Source organism: Roseateles sp. (assembly GCF_049240545.1).
Classification (GTDB): domain Bacteria; phylum Pseudomonadota; class Gammaproteobacteria; order Burkholderiales; family Burkholderiaceae_C; genus Paucibacter_A.
Map to the genome: position 1 here is coordinate 1 of NZ_JBMLSK010000259.1, position 1633 is coordinate 1633.

1 protein-coding gene is annotated in these 1633 nt (G+C 63.6%); it reads right to left on the reverse strand.

The annotated features are described in order from the left end of the window. Positions 1–148: 148 nt before the first annotated feature. Positions 149–1576 (reverse strand): hypothetical protein, encoded by a 1428-nt coding sequence (locus ACOVRJ_RS16985; RefSeq protein ID WP_422045018.1) that lies wholly within the window; start codon positions 1574–1576, stop codon positions 149–151. Positions 1577–1633 lie beyond the last annotated feature (57 nt).

Sequence of the window (1633 nt, forward strand, 5' to 3'; positions counted from 1 at the left end):
TGCGCCTGGCGCATGCAGCGCTCCAGCAGATCGGTCGGCGCTTCGATGATGGTCTTCACGTTGGTCACCTCATCAACATCTGGCCTATCCACTCCCACCGCCTGTCCTTGACCATGACGAAGCGGCAGCGCCCATCGGAGAGATTCGCCTACAACTCGCCAATCATCCGATCATCCTGTGCAGCGAGCCAACGGTCAGCGCCCTTGTATTCGACGGCCAGGATCGGGCCAGGCTGGCCCGCGGTGCCCGGCAGCTGGCATAGGAAGTCAGGGTAGAAGCGTCCATCGGCCTTCTGCAGAAAGAACGAACTGCCTTCGCGGCGAACCAGGTTGCGCACCCAGAACGCCATGCGCCCTTGCTGCGCCAGGATGTCCAACCTGCAAGCGCACTCGAACTCCTCTTTGCTGTCGAAGTCACCGATACGGCCGTAGAAGTGCTTGCGAAAGTCGAATGACCCGAATCGGTTGTCGTAGTCCCGGGCTGGGGCGTAGGCCTGGACACGGAACTCGAAGGCAAATTGATCGGTTACCGCCACGCGTGCGGCCACATCCTCGCCAAACAGAGCTTGCTGGAACGCCTTGCCCACTGCCTGCCTGCGGAGGTCACGAATGCGTGCTTCCAGCAGGTTACGCAGTAGGAACTTTTGCAGATTGGCGCGTGCGAGGGTGAAGCCGTCCCGGCGCAACAGATCCGTCAACCACCTGGCCACAAAGGCTTGTTTGCTGGCGTGGGTGAGTGACGGCTCCGGGAGGTTCCGGCACAGCCACGCTGCGAGACGCACCTCGTCCCAGTGCTCAGGCTGATACACCAGCCCCAGATCGCGCTGCAGATCGGGCAGGAAGCGCGAGATGACTTTGCCGCTCTTTCCATCGATATCGATCTCGCCGCCTTCGGAGACTCTGAGCCCGGCGCCCAACGCTGTGATGTCGTGACCAGCCGGTGTGGCGTCGAATGCCGACAGATCCCGCGGGTAGTCCAGCACCTCGGGATCGTCGAAGAGTTGGAGTTCACCCTGCAGCCGCAAGGCCAGTTGCGGCACGCGCAAGCGCTGCCCCAACTCTGCCGGCGTCTGGAAGAACTCGATGGCTGTGGTGCGGCTGATCTCGGCCGCCTCAGCAACAGCCGCCGCCGCGGCCTCGCTCGTGACAGAGGCCTGGAGTACCGCGGCCTCGTCCTCGGTCAGCGGTGCACTGATCGTCAGTGTGTTGACCTTGCCGTCCCAGCTCACTTTGTCACGTACCGGCTTCGGCACGCTCTTGAGATCGGGCTTCTCAGTCAACGTGATCGCCACCGGCCGAACCACCACACGCCCGGCGTGCCCCTCGATGTCCAGCCGCCCTTGCTCGGCCTTGGCGGCGGCAACGAACTCGCCCACCTCGCGTCTTTCGAAGCCCGCGCCCGCCACCAGCCGGTCGCGCAGCGCTCCCGCCGTTTCGGCGAAGTTGCTCGATACCACGAAGGCATAGGACTGATTCAGGGCCTTGGCCTGCCGATGGCTGGCGCTTGGTTGACGCAGCACGCGACCGAGCAACTGCTCCACCGCTGTGGCCGATGACAGCGAGGCCATGCTCACCAAGATGTAGGCGAACGGGCAGTCCCAACCCTCGGCCAAGGCCTTCTGGGTGATGACGAA